This window comes from Streptomyces sp. RP5T, assembly GCF_003933965.1.
Lineage (GTDB): Bacteria > Actinomycetota > Actinomycetes > Streptomycetales > Streptomycetaceae > Streptomyces.
Window position 1 is genome coordinate 1 of sequence record NZ_RSAJ01000068.1, and the last position, 24,263, is coordinate 24,263.

20 protein-coding genes are annotated in these 24,263 nt (G+C 70.2%); 7 read left to right on the forward strand and 13 right to left on the reverse strand.

The features are described from left to right. Window positions 1–82 precede the first annotated feature (82 nt). Window positions 83–829 carry an SDR family oxidoreductase gene (locus EHS43_RS10370; RefSeq protein ID WP_125190243.1) on the reverse strand — a complete coding sequence of 249 codons (747 nt, stop codon included), beginning with the start codon at window positions 827–829 and terminating at the stop codon, window positions 83–85. 125 nt (window positions 830–954) lie between these two features. Between EHS43_RS10370 and EHS43_RS10375 the strand changes: the two genes are divergently transcribed. Then, window positions 955–1,566 carry a TetR/AcrR family transcriptional regulator gene (locus EHS43_RS10375; RefSeq protein WP_125190244.1) on the forward strand — a complete coding sequence of 204 codons (612 nt, stop codon included), beginning with the start codon at window positions 955–957 and terminating at the stop codon, window positions 1,564–1,566. A gap of 261 nt (window positions 1,567–1,827) precedes the next feature. Then, complete coding sequence (locus tag EHS43_RS10380; RefSeq protein WP_125190245.1) at window positions 1,828–2,190, forward strand: SH3 domain-containing protein; 363 nt, start codon at window positions 1,828–1,830, stop codon at window positions 2,188–2,190. A gap of 219 nt (window positions 2,191–2,409) precedes the next feature. Here the strand turns inward: EHS43_RS10380 and EHS43_RS10385 are convergent, their stop codons facing one another. From EHS43_RS10385 to EHS43_RS10400, 4 genes are all read right to left on the reverse strand, one after another. Continuing rightward, entirely contained in the window at window positions 2,410–4,335 is a 1,926-nt protein-coding gene (locus EHS43_RS10385) for an N-acetylmuramoyl-L-alanine amidase (protein WP_125190246.1), read from the reverse strand. Between the two features lie 515 nt (window positions 4,336–4,850). Next, window positions 4,851–5,402 carry a hypothetical protein gene (locus EHS43_RS10390; protein WP_125190247.1) on the reverse strand — a complete coding sequence of 184 codons (552 nt, stop codon included), beginning with the start codon at window positions 5,400–5,402 and terminating at the stop codon, window positions 4,851–4,853. Between the two features lie 199 nt (window positions 5,403–5,601). Next, window positions 5,602–6,468 carry a sigma factor gene (locus EHS43_RS10395; RefSeq protein WP_125190248.1) on the reverse strand — a complete coding sequence of 289 codons (867 nt, stop codon included), beginning with the start codon at window positions 6,466–6,468 and terminating at the stop codon, window positions 5,602–5,604. 609 nt (window positions 6,469–7,077) lie between these two features. Further along, window positions 7,078–7,812 carry an alpha/beta fold hydrolase gene (locus tag EHS43_RS10400; protein WP_125190249.1) on the reverse strand — a complete coding sequence of 245 codons (735 nt, stop codon included), beginning with the start codon at window positions 7,810–7,812 and terminating at the stop codon, window positions 7,078–7,080. A 337-nt stretch (window positions 7,813–8,149) separates the two neighbouring features. On the opposite strand from EHS43_RS10400, the gene EHS43_RS47570 reads away from it, so the two are divergent. The 3 genes from EHS43_RS47570 to EHS43_RS10415 all read left to right on the forward strand — a co-directional run bounded on the left by EHS43_RS47570 (window position 8,150) and on the right by EHS43_RS10415 (window position 10,503). Further along, window positions 8,150–8,383 carry a hypothetical protein gene (locus tag EHS43_RS47570; RefSeq protein ID WP_260470466.1) on the forward strand — a complete coding sequence of 78 codons (234 nt, stop codon included), beginning with the start codon at window positions 8,150–8,152 and terminating at the stop codon, window positions 8,381–8,383. A 364-nt stretch (window positions 8,384–8,747) separates the two neighbouring features. Further along, window positions 8,748–9,320: a YceI family protein gene (locus tag EHS43_RS10410; protein WP_125190250.1), complete on the forward strand. Its 573-nt coding sequence runs from the start codon at window positions 8,748–8,750 to the stop codon at window positions 9,318–9,320. Window positions 9,321–9,441: 121 nt separating this feature from the next. Then, window positions 9,442–10,503, forward strand: a complete 1,062-nt coding sequence (locus tag EHS43_RS10415) for a ferritin-like protein (RefSeq protein WP_125190251.1) — start codon at window positions 9,442–9,444, stop codon at window positions 10,501–10,503. 62 nt (window positions 10,504–10,565) lie between these two features. Here EHS43_RS10415 and EHS43_RS10420 read toward each other — a convergent pair whose 3' ends face one another. The 3 genes from EHS43_RS10420 to EHS43_RS10430 all read right to left on the reverse strand — a co-directional run bounded on the left by EHS43_RS10420 (window position 10,566) and on the right by EHS43_RS10430 (window position 13,569). Continuing rightward, on the reverse strand, window positions 10,566–11,414 hold the full coding sequence (locus EHS43_RS10420) for an alpha/beta fold hydrolase (RefSeq protein WP_125190252.1): 849 nt from the start codon (window positions 11,412–11,414) through the stop codon (window positions 10,566–10,568). Between the two features lie 78 nt (window positions 11,415–11,492). Next, a complete protein-coding gene (locus tag EHS43_RS10425) occupies window positions 11,493–13,124 on the reverse strand; it encodes a ubiquinol-cytochrome c reductase cytochrome b subunit (RefSeq protein ID WP_125190253.1) in 1,632 nt (543 codons plus the stop codon). 178 nt (window positions 13,125–13,302) lie between these two features. Next, window positions 13,303–13,569: a WhiB family transcriptional regulator gene (locus EHS43_RS10430; RefSeq protein WP_125190254.1), complete on the reverse strand. Its 267-nt coding sequence runs from the start codon at window positions 13,567–13,569 to the stop codon at window positions 13,303–13,305. A 161-nt stretch (window positions 13,570–13,730) separates the two neighbouring features. Here EHS43_RS10430 and EHS43_RS10435 point away from each other — a divergent pair, with 161 nt between their 5' ends. Together EHS43_RS10435 and EHS43_RS10440 are read left to right on the forward strand one after the other, a co-directional pair. Then, window positions 13,731–14,657, forward strand: a complete 927-nt coding sequence (locus EHS43_RS10435; protein ID WP_125190255.1) for an alpha/beta fold hydrolase — start codon at window positions 13,731–13,733, stop codon at window positions 14,655–14,657. A 113-nt stretch (window positions 14,658–14,770) separates the two neighbouring features. Beyond that, window positions 14,771–15,292: a hypothetical protein gene (locus tag EHS43_RS10440; RefSeq protein WP_125190256.1), complete on the forward strand. Its 522-nt coding sequence runs from the start codon at window positions 14,771–14,773 to the stop codon at window positions 15,290–15,292. Window positions 15,293–15,310: 18 nt separating this feature from the next. On the opposite strand, the gene EHS43_RS10445 is transcribed toward EHS43_RS10440, so the two are convergent. The 5 genes from EHS43_RS10445 to aceE all read right to left on the reverse strand — a co-directional run bounded on the left by EHS43_RS10445 (window position 15,311) and on the right by aceE (window position 24,228). Next, the gene (locus tag EHS43_RS10445) at window positions 15,311–15,751 is read right to left on the reverse strand and encodes a MarR family winged helix-turn-helix transcriptional regulator (RefSeq protein ID WP_185806192.1); all 441 of its coding nucleotides are present in this window, start codon (window positions 15,749–15,751) and stop codon (window positions 15,311–15,313) included. Between the two features lie 122 nt (window positions 15,752–15,873). Then, complete coding sequence (locus tag EHS43_RS10450) at window positions 15,874–16,605, reverse strand: sigma-70 family RNA polymerase sigma factor (RefSeq protein ID WP_125190258.1); 732 nt, start codon at window positions 16,603–16,605, stop codon at window positions 15,874–15,876. Window positions 16,606–17,293: 688 nt separating this feature from the next. Beyond that, entirely contained in the window at window positions 17,294–20,059 is a 2,766-nt protein-coding gene (locus tag EHS43_RS10455; protein ID WP_125190259.1) for an AAA family ATPase, read from the reverse strand. A gap of 195 nt (window positions 20,060–20,254) precedes the next feature. Next, window positions 20,255–21,523: a 2-oxo acid dehydrogenase subunit E2 gene (locus EHS43_RS10460; protein WP_125190260.1), complete on the reverse strand. Its 1,269-nt coding sequence runs from the start codon at window positions 21,521–21,523 to the stop codon at window positions 20,255–20,257. A gap of 17 nt (window positions 21,524–21,540) precedes the next feature. After that, window positions 21,541–24,228, reverse strand: a complete 2,688-nt coding sequence (aceE, locus tag EHS43_RS10465; protein ID WP_125190261.1) for a pyruvate dehydrogenase (acetyl-transferring), homodimeric type — start codon at window positions 24,226–24,228, stop codon at window positions 21,541–21,543. Window positions 24,229–24,263: the final 35 nt, after the last annotated feature.

A 24,263-nucleotide genomic window follows, 5' to 3' on the forward strand; every position in this document is an offset into this window, starting at 1 on the left:
GGCCGGGCTGGGGGAGTCCGGCCGGCCGCCCCGATGGGGTCGTGTCAGGGGCGGGTGTTGAGTTGGTCGGCTGTGGTGGTGGTCAGATCTGGCTGGCTCCGCCGTCCACGTATATCTCGGCGCCGGTCATGTAGCTGCTGGCGTCACCGGCGAGGAAGAGGACGGTTTCCGCGATCTCCTCGGGGCGGCCCAGCCGCTGCATGGGGACTCCCGCGGCCAGGCCCTGGAGCAGTTGTTCGGCGGCCTCGGGACCGCCCGCGAGGCCGCTGAGGCCGGGAGTCCCGATCGGTCCGGGAGCGATGGTGTTGACGCGGATGTTGCGGGCGACGAGCTCCGCTGCCCAGCTGCGGGCGAAGGAGCGAAGCGCGGCCTTGGTGGCGGCGTAGACGCTGAAGGACGCCGCACCCTTGGTGTCGATGTTGGAGCTCGTCAGAATGACCGATGCGCCGTCGGCGAGGAGGGGAAGTGCCTTCTGTACGGTGAACAGGGTGCCGCCGACGTTGGTGTGGAAGGTGTTGGCGTAGTGGTCCCAGGTGATGTCGGGCAGGGCCGCGAACTCGCCACCGCCGGCGTTGGCGAAGACGATGTCGAGGCTGCCGTGCTGCTCGATCCGGGCGAAGAGACGGTCGAGGTCGTCGAGGTCGGCGACATCGGCGCGTACTCCCGTTGCGCGCTCGCCGATGGAGGCCACGGCCTCGTCGATCGCTTCCTGACGGCGGCCCGTGATGAAGACGTGGGCTCCTTCCGCGGCGAGCCGTCGGGCGGCGGCCAGGCCGATGCCGGAGGTGGCGCCGGTGACGAGGGCGGTCTTGCCGTCCAGCTGTCCCATGAGGGTTCTCCTTGTTTTCTGTACCGTTCGGTACTTAAGTCGTTCGCTGGTACGTAACCGCGGCATCGGGACACCTATTCCGTACCGCTCGGTTAAAATTTGGAGGGCAGAGACAGGAGGACGTCATGGCAGCACGCGGCAGACCCCGCGGCTTCGACGCGGAAGCCGCGCTGGACCGTGCCGTGGAGGTCTTCTGGCGTCAGGGGTACGAGGGCGCCTCGCTCAGCGACCTCACCGAGGCCATGGGCATCAACCGCACGAGCATGTACGCGGCGTTCGGCAACAAGGAGGAGTTGTTCCATCAGGCCGTCGCCCGCTACGCCGAGCAGGACATGGCCTACGCCCGCGAGGCCCTTGCGGAGCCGACCGCGTTCGGGGTCGTCGAATCCTTCCTCCGCGCCAATGCGGACGCGCTCACCCGCGCGGACCGTCCCTCGGGATGCCTGTCCGTGCAGGGTGGCCTGGCGGAGGGCGGTGACAGCGGCCGCATCGCCAGGTTCCTGGCCGACAGCCGTCTGGCCGGCGAGCACGCCCTGGCCCGGCGACTGGCCCGTGCCGTCGGGGAGGGCGACCTGCCCGCGGACACCGACCCCCACGCCCTCGCCCGCTACGTCATGGTCGTCAGTGAGGGCAACGCCGTGCACGCGGCGGCCGGCGCGACCCGTGCGGCCCTCCATGCCACCATCGACATCGCCCTGCAGGCGGTACCCCGGCCCCACGCCGACGTGGGCGCCTGACCTCCGCAGGCCGCCCCGATCTGCTCGTCATTTCGCTCGCTGCGGCTTCGCCGGCCACTTCGTCCACGACGACGCACCCCCTCGCCGGATGGCCGACCGTCGCGCTCACACCTGCCGTGCCACCTGAACTGAACGGATCCCACGGTCAGACAGGCTGATTGCGGACGCCGGGGGCGACGTTTCGAAGGAGATCGAAAGCATGGCGTCCCCGGTAGGTGCGTGCCACTGTCGCTGTGACCGTTGCACTAACAGGGGGAACGCATGAGGCATCCCGTCAAGGCGGCGCTGGTCGCGGTGTTCGTCGCCGGCTGCTCCGCCATAGCCACCAGCCCGGCGTCGGCAGCTCAGGGCGCGATGATCACGACGTACGAGCGGGTGAACGTCCGTGACTACCCGACCTCGAAGAGCGCCTGGGAGGACGTGTACCCGGCCAACTACACGGTTTACGGGCTGTGTTGGAAGTGGGGCGAGACCATCACCGACAACGGCTACTCGAACGACGTCTGGGTGGCCACCGGCAAGAAGGGCAGCCGCTACTCGTACTGGGTGAGCGCCGTCTATCTGAAGGGGGACAAGTACGCCGGCCTGTCCGTCGAGAACGGCTACTGCTGGGACGACGCCTGACCTGCGCCGTAGCGACCAAACGACCAGAGGAATACGGCAGCCCGCGACTCACGTGGCGCCGAACCGCACGCGGCTGACCGTGAGCACGCCTGTGGCCCTGACCGGAACTCCGGCCAGGGCCACAGGCGCACGGCTACGCAGGCCGGTGCAGGCGGCGCCCGCAGTGCGGTCCAGGACGCGCCGGGTAGCCCGGCAAACGCAACTACTGTGGCGTGAGGCTCAGTTGCCGCCGTTCTCCCAGTGATGGACGGCCGTGGTCGCGGTGACGTCGTTCGCATAGACGAGGGCGACACGGTGGTTGTACTGGATGGTGTACATCTTCTTGCCTCCGATGACCACCGCTCCGCTTGAGGGGAAGTAGTCGTCGGTCGCGGTCGCTTCCCGCGTGGCCACGTACGCCTGTCCGGTCGGGATGGCGTACATGCTCAGCGGTGCCTGTGTGGAGGCGCCCAGACCGGCCGGGTACTCGGCCTTGTCGGGGTAGCTGGAGCCGTAGAGGGACACGGGAGTGGTGCCCGCGGGCTTGATGATCTTCACTCCGTAGCTGGTACGGGTGTTGACGCCGCCGGGGTTGTGGAACCACACCTTCGCACCGCTGAACCAGATCGCGGTCCAGTCGTCCTGAACGTCCGCGACGACGAACTGCTGTCCGGCCTGAGCCGTGCTGCCCCAGTCGCTCACCCGGTCGGTGCCGGGCGCGGTGCCGTGGATCGCCTGGTCGCCGAAGAGAGGGGCCGTCTCGCTCGGGGCGGTGTGCAGGTAGACGAAGTTGGTGGGGTGCTGCTGCTCGGTACAGGTGGTCGTCTGGCCCGTCGGGTCGTCGGAGGGGCAGATCTGGAGGGTCTGCACGTTGTCCGCGAACGAGGGCTTGATCGACACGACGGAGCCGGGCTGCGGCACCTCGGACACACCGCTGACGGGTGCGTCGAGCAGGCTCATGAAGTGGTTCCAGTCCCAGGCGTAACCCGGGTCCCAGTGCATACCGGAGACCAGGGCGGAGTTGGGCCCTGCAACGTTGTCATGGCCGACGATGTGCTGCCGGTCCAGCGGTATGCCGAAACGTCCGGCCAGGTACTTCACCAGGTCCGCCGTGGCCTGGTACTGCGCCTCCGTGTACCAGGCGGCGCCGTGCGCGGCGTACCCCTCGTGCTCGATGCCGATCGAGTGCAGGTTGGTCGAGTAGTTCCCCGCGTGGAAGGCGATGTCCTTGGTGGGCACCATCTGGGTGACCGCGCCGGACGAGGACATCACGTAGTGGGTCGCGGCGGGGTTCGTGGGGTTGGCCAGACCCGCCACGCCGGCGTCGTAGGTGGACTCCAGGTCGTGGATGACGATCGTGTCGATGCGAATGCCGTTGGTCGGCCGGTCGGCGACCTGACGGCCGACCGGTGATCCGGCGACGAAGGTGCACTCGACGATCGTGGGACATTCGGTCGCTGCCGCCGTCGACGAGGCCTTCAGGCGAAGGGAGTTGATCTGCTCTCGGGCGGGATCGACGGAAGGACCGGCGGACAGACGTACACGCTGGCCGTCCTGGGTCGTCGCCGAGGCGCCGCTGCGGATCGTGCGGAAGACGCGGTCGGCGAAGGAGGCGGCCGCCTGCTTCTGCTTGGCCTGGCTGTACCGGGCCACGGCGCCGTACCACTGGGAGGGGTCCGCGGGGGTTGCACCGACCAACTCCTTCTCGTACGAGGCGAGCAGGGCGGCACCACCGCGGATGTTCGCGGTGTCGTCCTCACGCAGGGACTTGACGGGCAGTCCGGTCAGCTCGGCCGCCTCGCGCAGGGTGTGCAGAGCGGGGTCCGCGGCCAGGGAGTCGAGGTCGGCTCGGCCCGCCACGCCTGCGGCACCGCCCGCCAGCATGGTGGAGGTGACGTCCGTGAGGTTCATCGGTCCGTAACCGCCGTCGGTGCTCGGCAGGGCGCCGTGGCCCTCCCATGCCGACTCCTGGTGGGAGAGGGCGAACAGCACGCTCGACGGGATGTCGAACTCCTCGGCAGCGGCCAGCAGCGCCCGTTGGCGAGAGCCCGCGGTGGCGTTCAGGTCGTCGGCGAGTGCGTGGCCGGGCAGAGTGAGCAGGGAGCCCGCGACCAACGCGCTCACGGCGATGCCGAGGGGCACGACGGCCCTCGATCTTCTGTGCAAGGTGATGCTCCTCAGAGGAAGAAACATGGGCAACAAGGTGCGCGGGCGCGGCGGCATGTGCCGCTCGGGGGTAAGGCCCGGACGACGCCTTGATGCGCAGATGACTATAGGACCATGGTCGTTGCAGTGACCACGGAAAGGGTAACTGTGTTCCGTCACACGTGTGTTGCGGTGGAGTCGCGCGGAATGGACATAACAGCCCTTTCAGAAAAGCGAGTTGCCGGAGAGTACGGGCGACGACGGGCCGCTGCGAAGGCGAGGAGCCGGGCGCGATCCTAGGCACCCGCGGAGGAGCGTGCTCGGGAGTGAGGCGTCGGATTCGAAGACGATGTGTATTGCTATACACTCTTCACAGCGTCCAATATCGTGTGACAACAAGTCGCAGGTATGGGCGCCGATCCACCCGCCGGCCGTCCGTCAGCGGGTGCGTGCCTCGGGCGCCTGTTCGAACCCCCGCGGGCGGGTGCCCGAGGGATCTCTGTGACTCTCAGCTCAGGCAGACGAGCGAGCTCCGGTCAGGACCCCTGGGCACGGTAGAGACCGCGGCCGGCCCGCCGTACGCGCGAGGTGCCGACCAGACGGTCGAGCGTGCTGCGCACCGCGTTGATGCTCCCGGAGTCGCTGTCGCGGCCCAGCGCTGCGGCCACGTCGCGCGCGCGGACCGCCGCGTCACCGACGCCCGCGAAGTAGTCCAGGATCTGTTCGGTGAGCGCGCCGTAGCTGCGCGGTTCGTCGGCCTTCGCGTGCGAGGAGGCCGCCCGCTTCTCCTTGCGCCCGGGCTCCGCCTGTCGCGGCGCGGGCTGCTTTCGCACCGCGCGGGCGACGGGCGCGACGACCGGAGTGTCGGCCTCAGCCGGTTCGGGCTCCTCGGCTGCTCGGCGGCCGGACGGCTCGGCCATGAGGACCGTCAGGGCGCTCAGGGCGCGCCGGACGGAGTCGAGGTGGGCGGCCACGGCGGCCAGTTCCCTCTCCAGTGCCTGCTTCTGCATCTCCAGGCGGGCGAGGTCCTCCTGCAGGCTCTCCGCAGTGACCTCGATCTCATGCGCTGCGCGAGGTGCCGAGACCATGTCTTCCTCTCCTCCTCAACCCTCCGTACCGCGCCTCGCTGAAGTCAGCTGCGGTGCCGCTCCGCTCGGACCCGGGGAGATGTGTGTGAGTGCATCGTATGTCACAGCGTACGAGGCTGGGATCCGGAAGATGCAAGGTGGTGATCGTGAGGTCCTGCGCGGTGGATGCGGGTGCCGCTTCCTGGCCCCCGCGTCGTCCTCATTTCTCCTGCGTGGCCGTCCGGTTCCAGTGGCGGAGCTTGTCAGGGTTGAGGACCGCCCAGATCTGCACGACGCGGTCGCCCGCGACGTCCAGGCTGATGACCGCGGCGACCTGGTCGCCGTAGCGCACCACTATTCCGGTGCGGCCGTTGACGGACTGGCAGTGCAGTGTGGTGCGGGGGCGGCCGGCCAGGAGGGTCAGCATGCTGCGGGTGACGCGCCCTGCGCCGTGGACGGGCCGGGGCAGGGTTCTGACCTTGCCGCCTCCGTCGAAGAACACCGTGGCGTCCGGTGCCAGCAAGGATGTCAGGCCGGCTGGGTTCTCCGTCACGCAGGCCTGTCGGACCGCGCGCACCACACGGTCGTGTTGCTGTGGTGTCGTGGGGTGTGCCCGCCTGGTCGCAAGGCTGTGCCGGGCCCGGGCGGCGAGTTCGTCGCATTCCTCTTCCGTCTGTCCGACGACGGCGGCGACCGTCCCCGGGGCCATCCCGAACACGTCGTTGAGGACGAATGCGGCCCGCTCGGCCGGTGACAGCCTGTCCAGCGCATCGAGGAGAGCCTGGCTCACTTCTTCGTCCACGTCCTGAGGGGGCGCCGCGCCGTCCGGGCCCGGGTGTGACCGCCCCGTCAGCGTCAAGCGCTCCAGACAGATGCCGCCGACGGTCGTCACCAGCCACGACCGGGGTTCGGCGATACGGATCCTGTGATCGTCGGACAGGTCGTACCAGCGCCGGTAGGCCTCCGCCACGTCGTCGTCGGCCTCCTGGCTCCGGCCCAGCATCCAGTAGGCCACGTCGAGCAGTCGGCGTCGCTCGTCGAGCAGCTCCGCGATCGGCACCGTCTCGTCGTCCTGCATGCGGTCCATCCGGGATCACCCTTCGCACAGCACCCGGCAAGGCGGTGCCATTCCTCATTCCGGCCCGTGTCTGCCGCGGCTCCCCAAAAGGGGGCAGTCAGTATTCGTCCGGCGGGTCCAACCGGATGCACTGCTGACCGGACAGAGGTGGAACGTGTGACACGGTTCCCTCGTCGTATGCGGAGGCACCGAGCCGCCGCTCGGCCGGGTGCCCGCGGAAGGCGACGCGGTCGTAGCCGCCGGGGACATTAGGCGTGGGCGACGCCCCTGCGGCGCGCACGCCTACGCCAACGCTCGTCGGTGACGATGACGTTGCGCACCTCCAGTCCGGCCGCCTCGGCGGCGTGGGGGACGTTCGCTGCCCGCGCGGCGCACGCACCGCACGTTGTCCGGGTCAGCCTCGAACACCGTCAGCCGGCGGAGGGACGATCCGGTCGCCAGGAGCACCCGACCAAGGGGGCGTGTGCGTCGACGGCCGTCACGCGCGTTCCCGTCATCAGGTCGGCGTCCAAGGACGAGCGGGCCGTCGTGGCCCTGTTGCCGGAGTGCCTCGGCGGCTCCGCCCGCGGCGGGGCCGCCCGATGACAGCGAACCCGGTTTCTCTCGCTCCGGCGGGCGTTAGCGTCCGGTGTCCCGCGCCCAGTGCGCCTCAAGTGCGGCGGCCACTTCCGCGGGCCGCTCGAGAACCGTCCAGTGGTTGCAGTCGAGATGGAGGACGCGGGTGGCGCGCAGGGCGGCGCCGAGTTCGTCGCCGAACTCGATCTGGCAGGCCGGGTCGCGCTCGCCCCAGAACACCAGCGCGGGTGCGGTGACGTGCGACAGGGCCGGTTCCCACTCCGTCCCCATGGTCACGGCGGACCGGTACAGCCGCAGGATGCTGTCCTTCATCGTGCCGTCGACGTGCCGGATCATCTCCTCCACCGGTTCAGCGGGCGCGTCGAAGCCGTTCACCAGGTCCTTCGCGAAGGACTCGGGGTCCAGTTCGGCCATGAACCGCTCGCCGGCGACGGGGTCCTGCCAGGTCTCGGCCAGCGGGTGCCATACGTAACGGGAACTGATGGGGCCGTTGCCACCAGCCCAGGTACGCACCAGATCGGGGCGGAGGGAGGCGACGCGCGCTGTGAGGATGCAGCCCCAGTCGTGACCGACCAGGTCCACGGGCTCGCCGACGCGCTCAAGGCGCTCGACGAGCCAGTCGACGTACTCCTCCTTGCTGGAGGCGAAGCCGGTGGGGCGGGGGATGCCGAATCCGGGCAGGTCCCAGGCCTCGACGTCGGAGCGTGTCAGGTGTCGGCGTACGCCGTCCCACACGCGGTGGGTGTCGGGAACGCCGTGGATGAGGATGGCGGGCATGGTCGGTACATCCCTCGTGATGGGCCGCGGCCGAGGTCCGGGGAGGCTGTGCGGCCGCGGCGGGCCGGGCCGACGGGCATCATGTGCTGCGTCGGATGCACCCAACATAGTGGCACACCGTGTCACGAATGTGTGCCGTGGCAGTCCGACGGGGGAGGAACGGGCCGGCGCTGATCTCGCGCCGCGGGCATGTGTTACCGGTCCGGACTCACTTCCCGGTCACGCGTCTCCGACGAGTGCGCCCTCCGGGGCGGCCTACGCCGCCAGGGTCCGGTTCCACGACGTGCTGCGAGGTGAGGCGGATGCCGCGCAAGTGCGGCAACTGTACGCAGAAGCGGTGGGCAACGCGCGGGTGGGTGTGCTGGACACCGGCAAGGGCATCGGCCGTGTCACCGTGCTGGGCCTCGCCGGCTCCGACGCCGGCGTGCATGCCCACGAACTCGTGCCGTCCATTCGCACCTCGCTGCACACCGTCCACCCCCTGTCCGCCCCGAGCACGGCGGGAGTACGGCGCTGTCGGCCGACGCCGGCCGTCTCCGGAGCCGTTTCGACTCCTGGGTGCGGCACGTGACCGGTGTCCTGCGCGAGCACACCGTGACCTTCTGGATGTCGTCGGCGTCCCAGCACGACCTCGTCGCTGAACCGACCTGGCACGGATTCACCCGGTGCCCGACGCGGCCGATCCCGTGGTGCTGAACGTGCGACCCGCGTAACCGCGACCCGCGTAACGGCGCCTCGCCGCCCCGACACACCGTGCCCCACAGAGCGCCGTCCCGGCGGCGATCCCGGTGCCACACGCGCGGGCCCTCACCTGTCTGTCCTTCTGCGGACCCTGCCCGGCCCTCCTCGGCCGCGGTCCGCTCCACCACCGGCAGGCACACGGCGACGGCTCGCAACGACTGATCGTCGTGACCAGCGACCGCAAGGACCCACACATGTCGACTGTCGTCTCGTACACAGCGTTGACAGGCGTATACACCATCGACCCGGCCCACAGCACCATCGGCTTCTCCGTGCGGCACGCCGTGATCGCGAACGTGCGCGGGCGCTTCGGCGCGTTCGAAGGGCTGGTCAAGCTGGACGGGTACCAACCCGGCCGCTCCGAGGCCTACTTGAGCGTCCAGACCGGCAGTATTGACACCAGCAATCCTGACCGGGACATCCATCTCGCGGGTCCGGACTTCCTCGACGCCGCCGCCTATCCGCTGATGGTCTTCCGCTCCGCCGGCCTTGCCGACCGGGGAGACGGCCAGTTCCGTCTGACGGGCCACCTGAGGATCAAGGACGTCGAACTCCCTCTCCACATCCACCTCGCCTTCGAAGGGGCCACGCAGGACGAGAGCGGAAACCACCGCGTCGGGTTCTCCGGCACCGCCCTGGTGCGCCGCTCCGACTGGGGGCTCGGCGGGAGTACGCCCGACGAGACCGGCGGTGTCCTCATCAGCGACAAGGTCAGGCTCGACTTCGGCCTCTCCGCCGTCCGCCTCTCCCGCTCGTACGCCGCATGACCAACCCCGCGCCACAACACCGACCGCCCCGCGCGGTCACCGCCGGCAGCGACGCCGGTGAACACAGTCGGTCCGCAACCCGCGGCCGAACCGTACGCACGAAACCCAGGTGAGACCCCCCATGAATCATCACGACCGCACCGGCCAGGACCGGTTCCGCTCGATCACGACGATGGAGGACCTGCGCGAGCACCTGCAGTGGGCCATCGAGCTGGAGCACGCCACGCTGCCGCCCTACCTCACAGCCCTCTACTCGCTCGACCCCGAGCGGAACGCCCACGCCGTCGAAGTGGTCAGCAGCGTGTTCGTCGAGGAGATGATCCACCTCGCGCTGGTGGCGAACCTCCTGAACGCGGTCGGCGGGAAGCCTCGCGTCGACACCCCGGAGATGCTGTCGCCGCATCCGCGGCCCATGCCGCACGCCGACCCCTCCATGCGGCTGTCCCTGCTGCCGTTCGGTCAGGAGGCGGTCACCATGTTCCTCCGCCTCGAACAGCCCGCCCACCCGGGCGACCCGGCCGAGGGCGACGCCTACATGACGATCGGCCAGTTCTACGACGCGATCGAGAAGGGGCTGCGACACCTGTGCGCCGAACTCGGCGAGGAACAGGTCTTCACCGGTGATCCCGCCCGTCAGGTGGCCGCAGGACCCTTCGGGCACACCGGCGGCCGGCTGAGTCCGGTCACGGATCTCGCCTCGGCGCTCTCCGCCCTGGAGGAGATCGTGGAGCAGGGCGAGGGTGCGGCACGCGTCGACGTGTGGGACGGGGACATGGACATGTTCCACCCGCAGACCAAGGCGGTCTCGCACTACTACCGCTTCCAGGAGCTGGCCCGGGGCCGGCGCTACCAGCCGGGGGACACACCGGAGACAGGGCCCACCGGAGAGACGCTGACCGTCGATCCCGCCGGGGTGCGTCCGATGCGGCCCAACCCGCGGCTGGAGGACCATCCGGAGGGCAGTGCGATCCGCACGGCGCAGGAGGCGTTCAACATCGCGTACGGCAAGCTGCTGCAGCTCCTGGAGCAGGCGTTCAACGGCAGTCCCGCGATGCTCGGGGCGTCGGTGGGCACGATGTACGCGCTGAAGGGGCAGGCGCAGAGCCTGATGTCGATGCCCGACGGCGAGGGCCTGACCGCGGGCCCCACGTTCGACTACGTCGCTCCGGAGGATCGGGACTGACTCCCGTGCATATGGTGGCCCCCTGGACCGTCGGGTCCAGGGGGCCACCATATTGGTGCGGGTCAGCGCACGGTCCGAGCGGCTGCCTCGATCACCCCGGCGACGTCGGCGGGGTGGGAGACACTCACGGCGTGAGATGACCGTACGCGCGTGATGTGGGCGTGTGCGCGCCGTGCCATGAAGACCTGGGCCTGCGCCGGGATGTTGCGGTCCTGGGTGGCGACCACGGCCCAGGACGGGATGTTCTTCCAGCCGGCCTCGGAGGCGTCGTCCGCCAGGGCGGCATGGGTGATCGGGCGCTGTGTGACGGCCATGAGGTCCGTGGTGTTGCGGGGGACGTCCGCGGCGAACTGCTGGTGGAACTTGCTCGGTTCGATGGTCAGGTCCGCATCGCGAGAGCCGTTCGGCAGGGTGACCGGCACGGAGCGCAGAGCGTCGCCGAGGGTGCTGCCGGGGAACTTGCCCGACAAGTCGACGGCGCTCTCTCCCTTTTCGGGGAGGAAGGCGGCGACGAACACCAGGGCCTTGACGTTGTCGGCGTCGTGGGCGGCGTTGCTGATCACCGATCCGCCGTAGGAGTGTCCGGCCAGGACCACCGGGCCCTCGATGCCGGCCAGGACCTCTTTGAGGTAGGAGGCGTCGTTGTCCAGTCCGCGCAGAGGGTTGGCCGCGGCGACGACGGGGTAGCCCTCGTGCCTCAGCCTCCTGATGACGCCGTTCCAGCTGGTGGAATCGGCGAAGGCGCCGTGCACGAGCACCACCGTGGGCTTCTTCTCGCTGTCCGGTGCGGGCGTGGTCCTGTCCGCGTGGGCGGGGGCGACCGCCGTGGTGATGAGGGCGGTGGTGACGGAGGCGGTGGCCAGGAGGGAGAGCGGGGTGCGGACCCGCTGGTAGGCGGAACTGCGCTTCATGAGAGGCCCTTTCGGGAAATGGTCTGCTGTCACCCTCAAGGACCGTGTGCGTGCCGTAGGTGTGACACTTTGTGTTTCTTAGTCCTTTTCGCTGGCGAAGTGATGTTCGCGCGTGATGTCCCGGTACTCCTGGACGGTGGGCTTGAGGATCTGTGTCCCCTCGCCGTAGAGGCCCTGGCTGAGCCGGGCGCGCAGCCGTCGCACCCTGCCGCTGGCGTGGCCGTCTCCGTCGCGTTGTCCCGGGGCGAGGGGCCTGTACTGCTCGTGCGCCGTGAGGGCATGGAGTTCGTAGGGGTCGAGGGGCTCGTGCACCTCCACGTATTCGCCGTGCGGCAGGCGTTTGATGATGCCTGTCTCGCGGCCGTGCAGGACTTTGTCGCGATCGCGGAGTTGCAGACCCAACGCGATGCGCTTGGTCACGAGGAAGAGAACGACCGGTACGACGAACAGGGCTATGCGGACCGCCCAGGTGACCGTGTTGACCGACAGGTGGAAGGTCACGGCGATGATGTCGTTCGCGGCTCCGAGCAGAGCCACCAGGTAGACCCCGAGCCATGCCACGCCGAACGCCGTGCGCACGGGCCGGTTGCGTGGCCTGTCCAGCAGGTGGTGTTCGCGATCGTCGTCGGTGACCCAGGCCTCGATGAACGGGTAGGCGCCCATGACGAGGAAGAAGCCGAGGCCGACCAGGAGAGGGATCAGATTGTCCAGGGCCAGGGTGTGGCCCCAGACGTTCACCTCCCACCCGGGCATGACGCGCAGCAGCCCGTCGGCGATGCCCATGTACCAGTCGGGCTGGGATCCCGCGGAGACCTGATCGGCGCGATAGGGGCCGAACTCCCAGACGGGATTGATCTGGGCGACCGCGGCGATGGTGAGGACGACGCCGGCGACCAGGCAGAAGTAGCCGGCCGCCTTGACCACGTACACCTGCACCGGCGGGCCGACCACGTTTCGCTCCGTACGGCCGGGGCCCGGGTACTGGGTGTGTCGGTGCCGGTGCCCGAGGAAGGCGTGGAAGGCGACGAGCGCCAGCATCAGCGCCGGAATGACCAGGACGTGGATCGCGTGAAAGCGGGGCACCAGGTCGTGCCCGGGGAACTCGCCGCCGAACAGGAACATCGACAGGTAGGTGCCGACGATCGGTACCGACAGAAGTGTCCCGTTCACCACGGCGAGCCCGGTTCCCGACAGGAGGTCGCCGGGGAGGTCGTATCCGGTCAGACCACCGAACATGCCGAGGACGAGCAGAGCGAAACCGGCAACCCAGTTCAGCTCGCGCGGCTTGCGGAAGGCGCCGGTGAAGAACACGCGCATCAGGTGGGCCAGCAGGGATGCCACGAAGATCAGTGCCGCCCAGTGGTGGGCCTGACGGATGAGCAGGCCCCCGCGTACGTCGAACGAGATGTGCATCGTCGAGTCGAACGCCTCGGACACCAACTGGCCGCGCAACGGAGTGTAACTGCCGTCGTAGACAACCTGGTTCGAGGACGGGTGGAAGTAGAACGTCAGGAACACGCCGGTGATGAGCAGGATGACGAAGCTGTAGAGAGAGATTTCGCCCAGCAGGAACGACCAGTGTTCAGGGCGAGCCTTGCGTGTGCCGGTCGTGGTGGTGGGCCTGATGCCCATCCGTGTTCTCGCCCAGTCGGCGATTTTGTCACCGCTGCGGCTGCCCGCCGTGGTGACCGGTTCGATTGCGTCGCTCATGTCATTACCACCATCAACACGTCACCGGGTGCGCCTTGCGGCCGGGGTCTGCGCAACGAGACGGTGCATGCCGATGAGCTGCCACACCGGGTTTCGTTGCCCTCATCAGGAGGGACCGAGCAAGTGCGGAAGGTGTGACATGACGTCTTAAGGAACGATCGCGCCGCAGGTGTCCGGGTCAGAACGCTTCCGCACCGACCCGCTCGACATCCTTGCGTGCCGAGCGTCGTCGCGTCGCCCGGCGCTCGCTCTCCGTCGTGCCGCCCCAGATGCCCTCGACCTGCCCGGCGTCCAGCGCCCACCGCAGACACTGCTCCCGCACGGGGCACCGGGCGCACACGGCCTTCGCCTCGTCGATCTGGACCAGCGCCAGACCCGCGGTGCCGATGGGGAAGAACAGGTCGGGGTCGACATTCCGGCAGGCCGCTCTCTCGCGCCAGCTCATGGCAGCGCCTCCTCAGTCGTCGCGAATGCCTCTCATGCATCTGACCGTCCGGAGGTGGGTCCTGTGACATTCCATGGCGGAGAGCAACAGTGTGAAATTCGGTGTGACAACAGACACAATGTCTTGAGCGGGGCTCCGAATCGCCGCACCATCTGGGAGTTGTGAACGCCACACAGGGCCCCAGGCCCCTTCCCAGCCCAGCCGTCGGTCCCCGGGACCCCCTCTCCCTGGGCACCCACACCCTCGTCGTCCAGCACGGCACGGCCGCCGTCGACCAGCGCTACCACGTCGCCGGAACCGGCCCGGTGTGCGTCGCCCACTCCGGAGGGCCGGGCATCGGCTGGGAGTACCTGCGCATGCCCGAGCTGGAGCGCAGCATGACCGTCGTCTACGTCGAGCCGGTCGGCACAGGCGAGTCCGGCCGGCTGGCCGATCCACGCGACTACACCCTCGCCACCTACACCCACTTCCTGCATGCGGTGATCGAGCATCTGGGCCTCGCCGAGGTGGCCCTGCTGGGTCATTCCCACGGGGGCTTCGTCGCGCAGCGCTACGCCCTCGACCACCCCGAGCGCCTGGCGTCCCTGGTCCTCTACGACACCTCGCCGATGACGGGAGAGGAGTTCTGGGCGACCGCCGTCGACAACATGGAGGGCTTCGTCCGGCGGCACGCCGACGAGCGGCCGGAAGTCGCCACCTACGTCTCGAGTCTCACCACACGAGTCGACCGGTCCGACGACGAGGGCGCGACGAAGGTGCTGCGCCTCATCTCGCCCGCCTACTTCCACGACTACTGGGGTCGCGAGGAGGAGTTCGCCGCGGGGCGGGCATCCCTGCGGATGTTCGCCGCACCCGCCTGGGGGGAGGAGCCCCCGTTCGACGTCCGCGAGGAACTGCCCCGGCTCACCGTCCCGACCCTGGTCCTGGTCGGCGCGGACGACTTCATCTGCGGGCCGCGCTGGGCGCACATGATGCACCAACTCCTGCCCGGCGCACGGCTGGTGATCCTGGAGGAGACCGGCCATCTCGGGCACATCGAGCGTCCCGAGAGGTTCACGGCGGCCGTGCGCGACTTCCTCAGAACCTGATTCCTCGGGAGTATGAACCGCACTGTCTGCTGACGGACGGCTTCTGTTCTGGCCATGATGGGAGCGGGGCCTCCCGATGCGGTTCACTGCGCGTGTGCACGAGATGGGGCGGTATGTCAGCAGAGAGCGTGGGCGCGTTCGTGGCGGCACTCGCGGTGTGTCTCAACGCGTGGTCGATGCTCTATCTGGCCAGGCAGACGAAGGTGGCCACCGGGCAGGCCAAGGTGGGCAATGCCGTGGCGGCTGCGTCGGCGAACGACACGGTCCTTGGGGCCCTGCGCGAGGTGCACGTCCTCATGCTGGAACGGGAGGGGATGCGGGAGTACTTCTACGGCGGTGAGCCGCTCCCCGAGACCGGCCCCCGACGTGAGGCCGTCATCACTCTTGCGGAGCTGCTCGCTGACGTGCTGACCAGCGGAGTGCATGTGCACCAGCTGATCCCCGAAAGCGGCAGCGCCGGCCCGTGGGCGGACTACTGCCGCCATACCGTTGCGAACAGCCCCGCTCTCCGCCATCTGCTCCGCGCGCATCCCACGTGGTGGCCACCCCTGCTGTCGGTACTGCCCGACTCTCTCCTGCACGCCGACGCCCCTGCCCGCGTGCCCGCACCTGGCAGCGGTCGGGCGGATGCTTGAGCTCTCGCTGACGCACTGTCAAATCAGTCGTTGCGTTCGTGGACCGGTCACCGCGACCGTTCCACGAACGCTGCCACGAAGCTCGTCGCTCTCGCCGGTGAGGAAATGCCACAGGAGGGGATCCATCTCCTGGGAGCCGAGATCGCGGACCGCGTCCCGGACGGCCTGTTCGTAGCGGGACGCGGTACGGCGCATCGCGGCGTGCCCCGCCGGGGTCAGCAGCATCTGCACGCCGCGCCGGTCGTGGTCGACGGCGCTCGATGTGATCAGGCCCTGTCGGCGGAGGCGTGCCGTCAGCCGGCTCGTGGCGGACTGACTCAGGCCGAGCCCGTCGGCCACGTCCCCGAGCCGCACGGGGTCGGCGCCGGCATCCGCCGAGGAGCGCCTCCCCAGGTGCTGCAGGGCCTGAACATCGCTCAACCCGAACCCGGTCTCCTCGCGCAGCCGACGCTCCACCATCCCCTGGATTCGACGGTGGAGACGGTCCAGGGCGTCCCACGGGTCAGTCGCGCAGGGCCGCGTAGGGCCGTCGGCAGGACCGGTGCGCACCTCGCGCACCACATCCCTGTGCGACGCGCCGGTCATGCGGCGGTCCGGTAGGAAGGCGCGCTGTCGCGTACGGCTTCCTTCTTGTCGGAGTGCGGCGCGTCCTGGCCGGTCAGTACGCGCTCCAGGCGGTCGAGGTCTCCGGTGCGGGCAGCAGCGAAGATCGCCTGAACGAGCCGTCGATGGGCGGTCGCGTCCACGTGCTGCCGGTGCCGCCGGTTGTTCAGTCTGTCCTGCGCGCGGGAGACCTGCTGGCGCGCGTTTCCCACGGACAGGCGGAGCAGGTCACCGATCTGGTCGTACGAATAGCCGAACGCCTCGCGCAGCACGTACGCCGCGCACTGGTTGGGGGTCAGGGTCTGCAGAAGCAGCAGAACGGCATGCTCCACCGAGTCCCGGCGTTCTGCCAGGGCCTCGGGTGTCACCCCTGTGTCCGTGGACTCCGGCAGCCAGGGCGTGGCACTGGACTCGCGGCGTCTGCGTGCCGACTGCAGCACGTTGATGGCGAGTCGGACGGTCGTCGTGCGGAGCAGCGCACCGGGGTCGGCTACGGCGGTGCGGTCCGTGCCCTGCCAGCGCAGCCATGCCTCCTGGATGACGTCCTCGGCTTCGCCGGGATCTCGGAGGATCCGGTTGGCGATCTTGAGCAGTCCTGGCCGGACGCGGCCGAACACGAAGGCCGCGTCGTTGAGTTCGACGGGCGCGGCAGTGATGGTCACCATCACCGACTGCGGACTCTGCCGGGTTGCGATCACAGATGTGTCCACGATCGGCTCCTCTGCTGAGTGGGGATCGGCGGCTTCCCTCGCCGCCGACACCAACTTCGCGCCGGAAGGGGCACTGCCGCGCCCCTGACAGCCCGTGGGGCATCCCGTGGTCGTACCGTGGTCGACCCGTGGCCAGGGCCTCCTACCCCCTGGCCCGCTGGCTCCTGGGGCCCGCTACCTTCTGGCCTCGCTGGCTCCTGGGGCCCGCTGTCTTCTGGCCTCGCTGGCTTCTGGGGCCCGCTACCTTTTGGCCTCGCTGGCTCCTGGGGCCCGCTACCTTTTGGCCTCGCTGGCTCCTGGGGCCCGCTACCTTTTGGCCTCGCTGGCTCCTGGGGCCCGCTACCTTCTGGCCTCGCAGGCTCCTCGGACCCGCCACCCTCTGGCCCCGCACGCCCCTGGAGCCCGCCACCTTCTGGCCTCGCTCGACCCGGGGCCTTCCACCCTCTGGCCCCGCACGCCCGTGGGGCCGCCGTCCCCGTCCTCGACGACTCGGGCCTCTGCGGTCCTGTCGAGGTCCGGTCCCGCCGCAGGCCGGTCCTGACCCCGGACAGCCCGGAGCCACGGGCCGTGTGGAGAGGAGTCCCGTGGGCGCACCGCGTGGAGGGGAGGCCGCCTCTGCGGGTTGCGGGGGATCCCGCCGGGGCGCGGCATGCGGATCGCCCCCGCCGACAGCGCGGCCCCCGGGAGGTCAGGCGGGGGTCGCTGCCCCGCCCGGCAGCACGGCGCCCAGCTGTTTGCGGGACCGGATCCCGAGCTTCGTGAACACCTTCCGCAGATGCCACTCGATGGTGTGCGGGCTGAGGAACAGCTGCGCGCCGATCTCCAGGTTGGTCAGCCCCTCGCCGGCCAGCCGGGCGATCTGGGCCTCCTGAGGCGTGAGTGACTGATGGGTGCCGGTGTCGCGCCTGCGCACGGTCTCCCCGGCGGCCTCCAGCGCCCGGCGGGCTCGCTCGGCGAAGGCCTCCGCGCCGGCCCGGTCGAGGATCTCGTGGGAGAGGGCCAGCTGGTCCCGGGCCTCGGCGCGGCGGTTCTCGCGGCTCAGCCACTCGCCGTACAGCAGCCGGGTGCGTGCGAGCGCAGTTCGCACCGGGGTGCTCTCCAGCCGGGCGATCGCCTCCCGGTACAGGGCGTCGGCCGTGTCCCCCCCACTGATCAGGGCACGCGCCGCCGCGGAAGTGCCCGTCGCCCAGGTCGTGCCACTGGCCTGGCAGATGGTCGCGAGGCGACCGGCGGCCTCGACGGCGAGGTCCCGCTGCCCGCTGCGGGCCGCCGCCTCCACCAACTCGACCAGGGAGGAGAGGGCGAGCCCCAGCTCCTGCGGGTATTCGCAGCCCTTGGCGGCGGCGGCGCAGGCATCCTCGTACCGCCCGAGGCCGTTGTACAGCACGGCCAGCGCCCATTGGGGAGCCGTGAGCGCCTTTCCCTCGCCGCTGAGGATCCGGTCGCCGGTGATCGTCCCGATCGCGCGCAGCGTCTCGGTCTCGCGGCCGCGCCAGGGTTCGATCACCAACGCCCCGTAGTGCGCGAGGAAGTGGCTGCCGGTGGCCTCGCCGATCGTGACCGCTTCCGCGGCGAGCGAGTCCGCGTCGTCCAGGTCACCGGCGAAGACCCGGTTCGCCAGCCGTAGCAGGAGCGCCGAGGGCAGGACGGACAGCGTTCCGGTCTCCCGTGCCAGACGGACGAGTTTGGCCGACAGGCTGCTCCAGCTGTCGAAGTCCCACACGCCGTGGGCCATGCGGCAGGCGAACGGGAGCCAGCCCAGCGACTGTTCCACCGTGAAGCCGCCGCACCGCAGCGTGTTCAGTGCGCGGCGCAGCATCGGGGCCCCCGCCGCGTAGCCGTCGGTGGTGGCCAGGGCCAGGCCGTCGAGGAAGAGGTCGGTGGGTCCGGGGTGAGCCGTCGGGGGCGTGGTGCGTGCGGCCCGGGCGACCTCCTCGAGGCCGGGGCCGCTGGACACGCGGCCCGCGGTGAGGGCCGCGTAGAACGCGTCCCGGTAGGTCTCGCGCGCGATGCCGGCGTCGAGCGGCTCGAACTCCCGGGCCGCCGTGAGCAGCAGCGGCACGGTGGCACCGGCACTGCGGGATCCGAAGGTGATCTGCCCGCGCAGCAGGCTGGCCTGGGCGTGTTGCAGATCGTCGAGCGCGCCCATCTGGGCCACGTTCAGCAGCTCGAGCGCGGCGTCGAACGCTCCGGCGAGGTACTTGGCCCGGGCCGCTGCCAGGGCTCTGGTGCGGCGGCGGGAGGGATCGGGCGTCAGCTCGGCCGCTCGTTCCAGGAAGGCCGCCGACGCGGCGATGCCGCCACGCGCCTGCGCACGGTCGGCCGAGCGGACCAGTTCGTCTGCCACGGCCTCGTCGGGCTCCGCCGCGGCGCGGGCCAGGTGCCAGGCGCGGCGGTCGGGGTCGGACCGCGCGTCCGTGGCCTCGGCCAGTGCCCGGTGCGCCTCCCGGCGCTCGGCCGGTCCCGCCGCGCGGTAGACGGCCGAGCGCACCAACGGGTGGCGGAACTGGACCCGTGTGCGCACTTCCAGCAGGTGCGCGGCCACCGCGGGGGATGCCTCGCTCATGGACACGCCGAGAATGTCGGCGGCGCGGCGCAGCAGTGAGACATCGCCGACGGGCTCGGCCGCCGCGAGCAGCAGCAGCCGCCGTGTCGGTGGGGGCAGTTCCTCGACGCGCAGGCTGAAGTTGTGCTCGAGCCTGCCGACTAGTGGCCCCATCGACGGTGAGGCGTAGCCGCCCGCGAGTTCGGCCGCGGAGGTGCTGCGGGGCAGTTCCAGCAGGGCCAGCGGATTGCCGCGTGCCTCGGCGAGGATCCTGCTGCGGACCGGCTCGTCGAACCGGCCGGGAAGCACCGAGGTCAGCAGGGCGCGGGCGTCGGGCTCGCTCAGCCCGCCGAGGGTGAGTTCGGGCAGCCCTTGCAGGGCGCGTTCGCCGTCCGCCTCGCGGACGGCGAAGATCAGCCCCACGCGCTCCGCCATCAGCCGCCGGGCGACGAATCCGACGATCTGGGCCGAGACGCGGTCGAGCCACTGCACGTCGTCGACGAGGCAGATCAGCGGCGTCTCCTCAGCGGCATCGGCGAGCAGGCTGAGGACCGCCAGCCCCACGAGGAACCGGTCCGGGGGAGTCCCCGCGCTCAGCCCGAAGGCGGTCTCCAGAGCCGTTCGCTGCGGATCGGGGAGGTGCCCGAGGCGATCGAGGAAGGGCGCGCACAGCTGGTGCAGACCGCCGAAGGCCAGCTCCATCTCGGCCTCGACGCCCGCCGCGCGCACCACGGTGCAGTTCTCGGCGGTCTCGGCCACGTACTCCAGCAGGGCGGACTTGCCGATACCGGCCTCACCGCGCAGCACGAGGACCGCGCTGTGGCCGTCGCGCACCTTGGCCAGATGCCGGTCCAGCACCGCGCGCTCGCTCTGCCGCCCGTGCAAGAAGCCCGGACTCTTGCCTTTCATGAATACCCCCGGCTACGAGCGTATAGATCTGGTCTTCGGCCACACAACTCATCTGCGTCGCTGGTCACCTCGTGGGTGAGACGCAGGGCAGGGGCGTCGCGTCGGGCCGTGACGGAGCTGCGGCGGGGCCGGCCGGCGTGTACTGCCGGACCGTCGGCGGTCGTGTCCGGCGTATCCATGGTCACCGCCGTCGCGTCAGCGAATGTCCTCGAACGCCGCGGTCTCCACGATCTTCCTCACGGAGGTGAGGTAGCGGGCGGCGTCCGCGCCGTCCACCCGTCGGTGGTCGTAGGAGAGCGTGAGGTGGACCAGTTCGCGGACACCGATGAACTCCTCGTCGCCGTCCTGTACGACCGCCGGCCGTCTGACCGCGGCCCCCACGCCCAGGATCGCCGCCTGGTGCGGCGGGACGATGAGGGTGTCGAAGAGTGCGCCGCGCGCTCCGGTGTCGGAGACCGTGAAGGTGGCTCCGGCCACGTCCGCGGGCGTGAGCCGGCCGGCCAGGGCGTGAGCGGTGAGGCCGTGGACGGCACGGGCGATGCCGCTGACGGTCAGATCGCCCGCGTCCCGCACCACCGGAGTCACCGGCCCCTGGTCGGTGTCGACCGTGATGCCGACGTTCTCGGTGTCGTAGTACGTGATGGTCGCACCGCCCGTGTCGATCCTGGCGTTGATGACGGGGTGTGCTTTGAGCGCCTGGGCGGCGGCCAGGATGAAGAACGGCATTGGTGTCAGGGCGAAGCCCTCGCGGGCCAGGAAGCCGTCCGCTGTGTGCCGCCACAGCCGCAGCAGGCCGGTGGCGTCGGCCTCGACGGTGGAGGTCAGCTGTGCCTGCTCCAGCAGCGCCTGCTTGAGACTGTCGCCGACGGCCCTGCGCAGCCGGGGGACGGCGGCGGTGTGGCCGCGCAGGGTGGCCGTCGGGGGAGTCGCTGCCGTTGTTGCTGCTGCTGGGAGCGGGCGCGGGGCCGGCGCGGCCGCGGGTAGCGGTGCAGGGATCGGGGCGGGGGTCGGCGTCGTCGTCGGCGGCGGAACCAGTGGGCGCTGTCCGGGCGGCGCGGAGGACGGCTGCGCGACCGGCGCCGGTGAAGAGACGGGCCGCGGCCCCGGAGCAGGGGCGGGAACAGCGCGAGGTGCGGGTTGCGGCGCCGGTGAGAGGGCGGACGGCTCTGCGGTCATCGGCGCGGCCGGGTCGGCGGTGACCGCGGTCGCCGCCGACGGTTCGGCGTGGGGCGGGCCGATGACGGCGAGCTCGGCGCCCACTTCGACCGTCTCGTCCTCGCCGACGACGATGGTCAGCAGGACTCCCGTGGTGGGAGCGGGGATCTCGGTGTCCACCTTGTCGGTGGACACCTCCAGCAGCGGTTCGTCCTCCTGGACGTGCTCGCCGGGCTGCTTCAGCCAGCGGGTCACGGTGCCCTCGGTGACGGACTCGCCGAGTGCGGGAAGGGTCACGGAAACAGTCATGGCGGCGTACGGCTCCTTCAGGCGTCCAGGCCGTAGTGCTTGCGGGCGCGGTGGACGGTGTCGGGGTCCACTTGTCCGGCCCGTACCAGCCGGTCCAGGGCCGTCACGGTGATCGATTCGGCGTCCACGTGGAAGTAGCGCCGTACGTCCTCGCGGGTGTCGGACAGGCCGAATCCGTCCGTGCCCAGGGAGTAGTAGTCCTGCTCGATCCACTGGCCGATCTGGTCGGGGACCTGGCGCATCCAGTCGCTGACGGCCAGGACCGGACCCGGCGCACCGGCGAGCGCCTCGGTCACGAAGGGCGCACGTGTCTCGCCGCGCGCGCGGGCGGTGTCCGCGTCCATAGCGTCCCGGCGCAGCTCCGTCCAGGATGTCACCGACCAGACATCGGCGCGCACGTTCCAGTCGGCGGCGAGCAGTTCCTGCGCGCGCAGGGCCCAGTGGACGGCGGTGCCTGAGGCCAGGAGCTGCAGCCGGGGGCCGGACACGGCGGGGTCACCGGGCCGGAACGGGTACAGGCCGCGGACGATGCCCTCCTCGATCCCGGGCAGCGTCGGCATGGGCGGCTGGGGCTTCGGCTCGTTGTAGACCGTGAGGTAGAAGAAGACGTTCTCGGGGTGTTCGCCGTACATCCGGCGCAGGCCGTCGCGGACGATGACCGCGATCTCGTAGGCGAAGGCCGGGTCGTAACTGACGGCCGCCGGGTTCGTGGCGGCCAGCAGGTGCGAGTGGCCGTCGCCGTGCTGGAGACCTTCGCCGGTCATCGTGGTGCGTCCGGCGGTGCCGCCGACGACGAACCCGCGGCCCATCTGGTCGGCGAGGGCCCAGAACTGGTCGCCGGTGCGCTGGAAGCCGAACATGGCGTAGAAGATGTAGAACGGGATCATCGGCTCGCCGTGGGTGGCGTACGAGGTCGCGGCGGCGGTGAACTCGGCCATGGAACCGGCTTCGGTGATGCCCTCGATGAGGAGCTGCCCGGTCTTGCTCTCCCTGTAGTGCAGCAGTTGGTCGGCGTCGACGGGGTCGTAGGTCTGGCCCTGCGGCGAGTAGATGCCGGCCGTGGGGAACATCGACTCCATGCCGAAGGTACGCGCCTCGTCGGGGATGATCGGTACCCAGCGGGCGCCGGTGCGGCCGTCCCGCATCAGATCCTTCACCAGGCGGACCAACGCCATGGTGGTGGCGACCTCCTGGTGGCCGAAGCCCTTGAGGAGTGCCTCGAACGGCTGGGTGGCGGGCTCCGGGAGGGGCTTGGCAATGACGCGGCGCGCCGGTGCGGGTCCGCCCAGCGCGGCGCGCCGCTCGCGCAGGTAGCGCACCTCGGGCGAGTTCTCCCCCGGATGCCAGAAGGGGACGACGTCACCGGCGAGGGCGCTGTCGGGGATGGGCAGGTCGAGTACGTCGCGCAGCTCGCGGAACTGCGCCATGGTCAGCTTCTTCATCTGGTGGTTGGCGTTGCGGGACTCGAACGCCGACCCGAGGGTGTGCCCCTTGACCGTCTGCGCGAGGATCACCGTCGGCGCGCCCCGGTGTTCGACGGCGGCCCGGTATGCGGCGTACACCTTCAACGGCTCGTGCCCACCGCGGGAGTTCTCGAAGAGTTCCACCACCTGGGCGTCGCTCAGGGCGGCGGAAAGTGCGGACAGGGCGTCTCCGACGAAGAAGTTCCTGCGGATGTAGGCGGCGTCCCGCGCGGCGAGGGTCTGCATCTGGGCGTCGGGCTCCTCGCCCAGGCGGCGTACCAGGTCGCCGGTCGTGTCCTGGGCCAGCAGCGGGTCCCAGGCCTCGCCCCACAGGGTCTTGACCACGTTCCAGCCCGCCCCGCGGAACCGGGCCTCCAGCTCCTGCACGATCTTGGAGTTGGACCGCACGGGTCCGTCGAGGCGTTGCAGGTTGCAGTTGATCACGAAGGTGAGGTTGTCCAGGCCCTCACGGGAGGCCAGCGTCAGGGCGGCCGTGGCTTCCGGCTCGTCCGTCTCCCCGTCGCCGAGGAACGCCCACACGCGGGAGGCGGAGGTGTCCTTGATGCCGCGGGCCTGCAGATAGCGGTTGAAGCGTGCCTGGTAGACGGCGCCGAGAGGGCCGAGGCCCATGGACACGGTCGGGAACTCCCACAGCCACGGCAGGCGCCTGGGGTGCGGGTAGGACGGGATGCCGTGACCGCCGGCCTCGCGCCGGAATGCGTTCAACTGCTGCTCGCTCAGTCGGCCTTCGAGGAACACCCGGGCGTAGATGCCCGGCGAGGCGTGCCCCTGGAGGAACAACTGGTCGCCCGAGCCGTCCTGTTCCTTGCCGCGGAAGAAGTGGTTGAAGCCGATTTCGTACAGCCAGGCCGCCGAGGCGTAGGTGGAGATGTGTCCGCCCAGGCCGAGCCGCGAGCCGCGGGTGACCATGGCCGCGGCGTTCCACCGGTTCAGGGCGGTGATCCTGGTTTCCAGGGCGATGTCGCCCTCGAACGCCGGCTGCGCGGCCGCCGGGACGGTGTTGACGTAGTCCGTGGTGAGCAGCCCCGGCACGGACAGGCCGGCGCGGGCCGCGTACTCGTGCACGCGCCGGATCAGGTACACCGCCCGATCGGGTCCGGCGTTGCGTATGACGGCGTCGAGGGAGGCCTGCCACTCGGCGGTCTCCTCGCGGTCACGGTCGGGAAGCTGGTCGAGCTCACTGCTCGACGGGGACGCGGCGGGCCGGGACGGGTCACTCATGGGCGGCCTTTCTCAAGGCATGGGGCGGGGGAGGG

Excerpts from the sequence above, each read along its gene's own strand:
- EHS43_RS10380 (WP_125190245.1), top strand. The coding sequence starts at position 1,828 with ATGAGGCATCCCGTCAAGGCGGCGCTGGTCGCGGTGTTCGTCGCCGGC.
- EHS43_RS10400 (WP_125190249.1), bottom strand. The coding sequence starts at position 7,812 with ATGCCCGCCATCCTCATCCACGGCGTTCCCGACACCCACCGCGTGTGG.
- EHS43_RS10440 (WP_125190256.1), top strand. The coding sequence starts at position 14,771 with ATGTCAGCAGAGAGCGTGGGCGCGTTCGTGGCGGCACTCGCGGTGTGT.
- EHS43_RS10410 (WP_125190250.1), top strand. The coding sequence starts at position 8,748 with ATGTCGACTGTCGTCTCGTACACAGCGTTGACAGGCGTATACACCATC.
- EHS43_RS10460 (WP_125190260.1), bottom strand. The coding sequence starts at position 21,523 with ATGACTGTTTCCGTGACCCTTCCCGCACTCGGCGAGTCCGTCACCGAG.
- EHS43_RS10425 (WP_125190253.1), bottom strand. The coding sequence starts at position 13,124 with ATGAGCGACGCAATCGAACCGGTCACCACGGCGGGCAGCCGCAGCGGT.
- EHS43_RS10370 (WP_125190243.1), bottom strand. The coding sequence starts at position 829 with ATGGGACAGCTGGACGGCAAGACCGCCCTCGTCACCGGCGCCACCTCC.
- EHS43_RS10395 (WP_125190248.1), bottom strand. The coding sequence starts at position 6,468 with ATGGACCGCATGCAGGACGACGAGACGGTGCCGATCGCGGAGCTGCTC.
- EHS43_RS10390 (WP_125190247.1), bottom strand. The coding sequence starts at position 5,402 with ATGGTCTCGGCACCTCGCGCAGCGCATGAGATCGAGGTCACTGCGGAG.
- EHS43_RS10455 (WP_125190259.1), bottom strand. The coding sequence starts at position 20,059 with ATGAAAGGCAAGAGTCCGGGCTTCTTGCACGGGCGGCAGAGCGAGCGC.
- EHS43_RS10445 (WP_185806192.1), bottom strand. The coding sequence starts at position 15,751 with ATGGTGGAGCGTCGGCTGCGCGAGGAGACCGGGTTCGGGTTGAGCGAT.
- EHS43_RS10420 (WP_125190252.1), bottom strand. The coding sequence starts at position 11,414 with ATGAAGCGCAGTTCCGCCTACCAGCGGGTCCGCACCCCGCTCTCCCTC.
- aceE (WP_125190261.1), bottom strand. The coding sequence starts at position 24,228 with ATGAGTGACCCGTCCCGGCCCGCCGCGTCCCCGTCGAGCAGTGAGCTC.
- EHS43_RS10430 (WP_125190254.1), bottom strand. The coding sequence starts at position 13,569 with ATGAGCTGGCGCGAGAGAGCGGCCTGCCGGAATGTCGACCCCGACCTG.
- EHS43_RS10415 (WP_125190251.1), top strand. The coding sequence starts at position 9,442 with ATGAATCATCACGACCGCACCGGCCAGGACCGGTTCCGCTCGATCACG.
- EHS43_RS10375 (WP_125190244.1), top strand. The coding sequence starts at position 955 with ATGGCAGCACGCGGCAGACCCCGCGGCTTCGACGCGGAAGCCGCGCTG.